6 protein-coding genes are annotated in these 6,464 nt (G+C 63.8%); 1 reads left to right on the forward strand and 5 read right to left on the reverse strand.

Annotated elements, in window-relative coordinates; translation table 11 throughout:
• The 5 genes from EOA27_RS17050 to EOA27_RS17070 all read right to left on the reverse strand — a co-directional run.
• Positions 1-176: alcohol dehydrogenase catalytic domain-containing protein (locus EOA27_RS17050; protein ID WP_148669963.1), on the reverse strand; the 176-nt coding region annotated here is incomplete at its 3' end.
• A gap of 66 nt (positions 177-242) precedes the next feature.
• Entirely contained in the window at positions 243-1,208 is a 966-nt protein-coding gene (locus EOA27_RS17055; protein ID WP_126081151.1) for an ABC transporter permease, read from the reverse strand.
• Positions 1,205-2,758, reverse strand: a complete 1,554-nt coding sequence (locus EOA27_RS17060; protein ID WP_126081152.1) for a sugar ABC transporter ATP-binding protein — start codon at positions 2,756-2,758, stop codon at positions 1,205-1,207. The genes EOA27_RS17055 and EOA27_RS17060 overlap by 4 nt, the downstream gene beginning before the upstream one ends.
• Positions 2,759-2,915: 157 nt before the next feature.
• Complete coding sequence (locus tag EOA27_RS17065; RefSeq protein WP_126081153.1) at positions 2,916-3,911, reverse strand: ABC transporter substrate-binding protein; 996 nt, start codon at positions 3,909-3,911, stop codon at positions 2,916-2,918.
• Positions 3,912-4,238: 327 nt separating this feature from the next.
• Positions 4,239-5,744 (reverse strand): altronate dehydratase family protein, encoded by a 1,506-nt coding sequence (locus tag EOA27_RS17070; RefSeq protein ID WP_126081154.1) that lies wholly within the window; start codon positions 5,742-5,744, stop codon positions 4,239-4,241.
• 257 nt (positions 5,745-6,001) lie between these two features.
• Between EOA27_RS17070 and EOA27_RS17075 the strand changes: the two genes are divergently transcribed.
• The coding region (locus EOA27_RS17075; RefSeq protein WP_127256749.1) for a GntR family transcriptional regulator at positions 6,002-6,464 on the forward strand (463 nt) is incomplete at its 3' end.

Below are 6,464 nucleotides of genomic sequence, written 5' to 3' on the forward strand. Positions count from 1 at the left end.
CCCATGATGCGCGGATAAGCGAGGAAGGGATGCTTGCCTTCGAAGATGTGATAGTCGGTGCCGCAGATGCCGACATGGCTGACGGCGACGCGCGCCCAGCCGGGTGGTGGCGCGCCTGGCGCTGCGCGGTCTTCGAGGACAAGGTCGCCGGGCGAGCGGCAAACGACGGCTTTCATTGAACAGATCCAAAAAGGGCGCCGGCCTCGGTCCGGCCGGGCCGGCGCGTTAGTTTCTGGGAGGAGTCACTTGCCGCGACGGCGCAAGCCGTCGAAGTAGACGATGACGATGATCAGTGCTCCGGTGATGACGCGTTGCCAGAAGGTGTTGACGTTGAGCAGGTTGGCGCCGTTGTTGATCGTCGAAAGGATGAAAGAGCCGATCAGCGGCCCGTGCACGGAGCCGATCGCGCCGAAGAGCGAGGTGCCGCCGATCACCGACGAAGCAATGGCCTGCAGTTCGTAGGTGTCGCCCTGCGTCGGATTGCCGATGCCGATGCGCGAGGCGAGCAGCACGCCGACGAAGGCGGCGAGCAGACCGGAGAGGATATAGGCCATGAAGATGGTGCGCGGCACGTTGACGCCAGACAGGCGCGCGGCTTCGGCGTTGGAGCCGACCGAGAACAGATAGCGGCCCCAGCGCGTGTGGTGCAGGAAGATGTAGGACGGGATGGCGACCAGGATCACCATCCAGAACAGATAGGGGATGCCGAACAGCGAGCCGCGGGAGAAGGCCTGGAACGGATCGCTGTTGATCGAGATCGAGTTGCCGTTGGTCATCAGGAGGCCGATGCCGCGCAGCGAGGTCATGGTGGCCAGGGTGATGATGAAGGGCGGCAGGCCCATCTTGACGATGCCGAAGCCGTGGAAGAGGCCGATGGCGACGCCGACCAGCAAGGTGATCAGCACCGCCGCCCAGATCGGCCAGCCGGCATTGATCAGAAGCGCCACCACAACGGTGGTGAAACCGACCACCGCGCCGACCGACAGGTCGATGCCGCCGGTGATGATGACGAAGGTCTGGCCGACGGCGAGGATGGCGATCAGCGAGCCCTGGCGCAGAAGATTGGTGATGTTGAGCGCCGTGGCGAAGGAGGGCGTGGCGACGGCCAGCACGATCCACATCAGCAGCAGCAGGCCAAGCAGGGTCAGGCCGAAGAGCGCGTTGAAATTGCGCTTGGATTTTTCGGCGGGGATCGCCTCGGTGCTCATTTTTGTCCTCCCGTCTTTTCTTGTTTCTCGGCCAGCGCCTGACCCAGAATGTCCTCGTGGCTCGCGGTGCGGAACCCATGCGTGGCGACCAGCTTGCCGCGCCGGAACACGTGGAGCGTGTCGGCAAGCTCGTAGACTTCCGGCAGATAGGACGAGATCAGGATGATGCCGGCCCCCTTCGACAGCAGCGTCGAGAACAGGCGGTAGATCTCGGCCTTGGTGCCGACATCGACGCCCACCGTTGGCTCGTCGAAGATGAACAGCTTGGCGCCATGCGCCAGCCATTTGCCGATGACGATCTTCTGCTGGTTGCCGCCCGAGAGGCTGGAGGCGAGCGCGCTGCGTGTCGGCGTCTTGATGCGCAGGTCCGCGATCTGGCGATCGGCTTCGGCCTTCTCCTTGGCGCCCGAGATGAGCGCGTTGCTGGAAATGCGCTTGTAGATCGGCAGGTTGAGGTTCATGCCGACCGACAGGTTGAGGCACAGGCCCTGGTCGCGGCGGCTTTCGGGGGCCAGCGCCATGCCGAGCCTTATGGCGTCGTGCTCGGAATTGACCTGGACCTCCTTGCCCTGCCACAGGATCTGGCCGGCCGATTTCCTGTGACGGCCGTAAAGCGTGGTGACGAACTCGCTGCGGCCTGCGCCGATCAGACCATAGAGGCCAACGATCTCGCCGGCGCGGACGGTCACCGAGACATTCTCGAAACCTTTGCCGGAAAGGTTCTTCGTCTCGACGATCGTGGCGCCGGGCGTGAAATGTTCCTTGTGGTAGATCTGCTCGATCGAGCGGTTGATCATCAGCTTGACCAGCTCGGCCTCGTCGGTCTCGGCGATGTTGCGGGTGCCGACCAACGTGCCGTCGCGCAGCACCGAAACGCGATCGGCAAGCTCGAACACTTCCTCCATGCGGTGGCTGATGTAGATGATGGTGACACCTTCGCCCTTCAGCCTTCGGATCAGCTTGAAGAGCTGGTCGGCCTCCTTGCGGGTGAGATAGGCGGTCGGTTCGTCGAAGATCAGGAATTTCGTGCCGCGCACCGTGGCGCGAGCGGCGGCGATCAGCTGCTGCTGGCCGATGGTGAGATCGCCGAGCACGACATGCGCCGGCAGGTCGAAGCCCAATCCGTCGATGATCTTCTGCGCTTCCTTGACCATGGCGCGCTGCTGCAGGAGGCCGAAGCGGGACTCCTCCTCGCCGAGGAACATGTTGGCGGCGACCGTGAGATGGCGGCAAAGCACCACCTCCTGGTGGACGGCGTTGATGCCCAGCGCCATCGCCTCATGCGGCGTGGCCAAGGCCACTGGCTTGCCTTCCCAGATCACCTCGCCGGAGGTGCGCGGCATGACGCCGGTGAGCAGCTTGATGAGCGTCGACTTGCCGGCGCCGTTCTCGCCGACGATGGCGTGGATCTCGCCGGCCTTGAAGGCGAGATGCACCGCCTTCAGCGCATGCGTGCCAGGGTAGCGCTTTTCCAGCCCGTTGAGCTCGAGGATCGTCCTGCCCGGGGCCAGCGTGGGGGCGGGGTGCAGTTCCTGCGCCGTCGACGTCATGACAATCCTCCCACATTGGTCTCAACCATTGGGTATGCAGCGATGCGTCTGACGCGCATCTTGGAGTCAAAACCTAGATCAGGCCCGCGGATTTCCAAATCGCCTGACGGATGTTTCCGGGGCGCGAGGCCCCGGAAACGAGTGCGACGATGCTTGCTCAGTTGAGCTTCGGGTTGAGCAGCGCGTCGATCTTCGGGTCCTTCATGTTGTCCTTGGTGACGAGGTTGGCGCCTGTGTCGACATTGGCCTCCACCTTCTCGCCCTTCGAGGCAGCCAGAGCGGTCTTGACGCCGTCATAGCCCATCCGGTACGGGTCCTGGACGACGAGGCCGGAGATGACGCCGTCATTGAGGAACTTGATCAGCTTCTCGTCGCTGTCGAAGCCGATCAGCGCCACCTTGCCGCCGAGATTGTTCTCGGCGATGGCCTGGCCGACGCCCTGCGCCATGATCAAGTTCGAGGCGAAGATGCCCTTGAGGTCCGGATTGGCGGTGATCAGGTCGGTGGCGATGTTGAGGCCGGTGGTGGCCTGGCCGTCGGCGTATTTGTCGGCGACGAGCTCGAGGCCCGGATATTTGGCCTTGATCTGTTCGATGAAGCCCTGCTTGCGCTGCTCAAGCGAGCCGGCGCCGGGAAGGGCCGTGATCAGCGCGACCTTGCCTTCCACCTTGCCGCCATTGGCGGCGCCGATCGCGGCGGCGAGACCGTCAGCAGCAACGCGGCCGCCCTGGACGTTGTCGGTGGTGAGGAAGGAGGTGAAGGCCTTGGAGTCGGCGCCGGAGTCGATGCCGATGACCTTGACCTTGGAAGCCGCCTCATCGATCGGCTTGCCAAGCGCCTTGAACTCGGTCGGCGAGATGACGACGGCGGCGGGGTTGCTGGCGACGGCGTTTTCGAGGATCGAGATCTGGCCGTTGACGTCGGTCTCGGCCTGGGCACCGAGCTCCGGCACGTTGATGCCGAGGTCCTTGCCTGCCTTGCGGGCGCCGGCCAGCACGATCTGCCAGTAGAAGGAGGTGGTGTCCTTGACGATGATCGGAATGGTCACGTCGGCCGCCGAGGCGGGCGCCGAATGCATCGCGCCGGCAAGCATCGACGCTGCGGCCAGGGCCACGAAAGCACGGCGGTTGAGAAGGCTGGTCACGAATTTCATTAGGTTCCTCCCTAAGTCGCCTGGTGAAGGTTGCGGAAGCTCAATCTGGATAGGCGCGGCCCAAACGGAACTTTATCAATAAAAAACAGATGCCTTTTTTGATAGAGCATTGCCATGGCCGATGCAAGCGGTGTCTGTTGCCGTTTGTGTGACGCGCGATGGATTTGCCTCCCCCTGCGGCTCCTCATTGGCAGCATGTCGGCGCTTCCGTTCCTCCCTGTGACATGGAACGATAATTTCACATAGCTGTCAATGTGGAATATTCATTCCATAATGAAGTCATGCGACAGTGAAGACCTAGTCGCGCTTCCGCCAATGGCCTTCGGACTAAAGCGTCGCGCCGAGATGCCAGGGAACGAACTCGTTGTCGCCGTAGCCGAACGCCTCGCTCTTGGTCTTGCGGCCGGACGCCGTCTCGATGATCAGCTCGAAGATCTCGCGGCCCATGCCGGCAATGGTCTTCTCGCCCGAGGCGATAACGCCACAATTGACGTCCATGTCCTCTTCCATCTGGTGGTACATGGTCGAGTTGGTGGCGACCTTGATCGACGGCGTCGGCCGGCAGCCGAAGCAAGAACCGCGGCCGGTGGTGAAGACGATGACATTGGCGCCGCCCGCCACCTGGCCGGTGGCCGAGACGGGGTCGTAGCCGGGCGTATCCATGAACACCAGGCCGTGGCCCGAAACCTTCTCGGCATAGCCGAAGACGCCATTCAACGGCGTCTGGCCGCCCTTGGCGACGGCGCCCAGAGATTTTTCCAGGATCGTGGTCAGGCCGCCGCGCTTGTTGCCGGGCGAGGGGTTGTTGTCGATCGAGGCGCCATGCTTGGCGGTATGGTCCTCCCACCATTTCACGAAGCCGTCGAGCTTGGCGGCGATCTCGGGCGAGGCGGCGCGATAGGCGAGCAGGTGCTCGGCGCCGTAGATCTCGGTCGTCTCCGACAGGATGCCGATGCCGCCGACGCCGGCCAGGATGTCGACAGCGGCGCCCAGCGCCGGATTGGCGGTGATGCCCGACATGCCGTCCGAGCCGCCGCATTGCAGGCCGACGACGATCTCGCTGACCGGGATGGGCTCGCGCTTGAGGTGGCCGACTTCCTCGGCGATCTCGGTGAGCACGCCCATCGCCTTCTCGACCGATTTGCGCGAGCCGCCGGCCTCCTGGATGTTGAAATGACGTTTTCCCGCCGCCACACCCTTCTGGCCGTAGAGGGTGAGCTGGTTGACCTCGCAGCCCAGCCCCACCATCATCACGCCGCCGAAATTCGGATGGCGAGCATAGCCCGCGAGCGTGCGGTGCAGAACCATCATGCCGTCACCGGTGCCGCTCATGCCACAGCCCTGGCCGTGGACGATCGGCACGAAGCCGTCGATGCCGGGATATTTTGGCAGAATCGTGCGGTTGGCCTCGTCGGCAATGGCGTGGCAGACGGTGGCCGAACAATTCACGCTGGCGATGATGCCGATGAAGTTGCGCGTGCCGGCGCGCCCGTCGGCGCGGCGGTAGCCCATGAAGGTGCGCTTGCGGTCGGCTTCGGTGGCGTGCTCGGCCTCGCTCGGCGGAACCACCGGCAGGCGGCCGCTCTCGAACACCAGATTGTGCGAATGGACATGCTCGCCGGGCGCGATGTCCTGGGTGGCGCGGCCGATCGCCTGCGCGTATTTCACCACGGCTTCGCCCGCGGTGATCGGCCTGATCGCAACCTTGTGGCCAGGCTCGATCACCGCGATCGCGGTGGCGCCACCCGGCAGCGCCGTGCCGATCTCGATGCGGCCGTTGGCGACCGCGACATTGTCGGCGGGGGAAAGAAGAATGGTGTTTGCGGGGTTCACGAGCGGCTGTCCTGGGTCATCCTGGGAATGCGGGCGGATTGACATGCGCCCGTTTGGGGGTAATGTCTTTTATCGTGAAAAAACAGTTTTGCGTCAATTGTTTTTTCATCACGGGCGGCTGGCGCCCCTTGTTCGATGCGCGACCGCCCGTTTGGCAAGCCGGCGAAAAACGATTCCGCTTTTCGGGGCCGTGCGCTAGGAGACACCGATCATATCGCGCTTTCGGCTGTCCGCCGCGAGCGTTGGGGGATACAGGCATGTCGAAGAGCAACAACGTCTACAAGGACGCGTTCAACCGCTGCCTGCGGCTGCTCGACGAGACCCAAAGCCTGCCGTCCGAGCCGGAACTCGGCACGCTGCTCGGTGTGAGCCGGACCACTGTGCGCAGCATCCTTTCGCGCATGGAAGAGACCGGGCTGATTGCCTGGAACAAGCGTAACAAGACAGTGCTCAGGGGACCGCTGCCGGAGGATTTCTTCCCCGAGGAAGAGACGGACTCGCTGGCCGAGATCATCGAGCGCTCCTTCATGCGCAGGCTGCTTGCCGGCGGCGCCGAGGCCGGCATGCAGATCAACGAACTGGAGCTGGCGCGCGAGATCGGGGTGGGCACCACCAGCGTGCGCGAATTCCTGATCCGGTTCTCGCGCTTCGGGCTCATCGAGAAGCGGCGCAACAGCCACTGGGTGCTGAAGGGTTTCACGCGCGCCTTCGCGCTGGAGC

The sequence above is a fragment of the Mesorhizobium sp. M2A.F.Ca.ET.037.01.1.1 genome, from assembly GCF_003998075.1.
Taxonomy (GTDB): Bacteria; Pseudomonadota; Alphaproteobacteria; order Rhizobiales; family Rhizobiaceae; genus Mesorhizobium.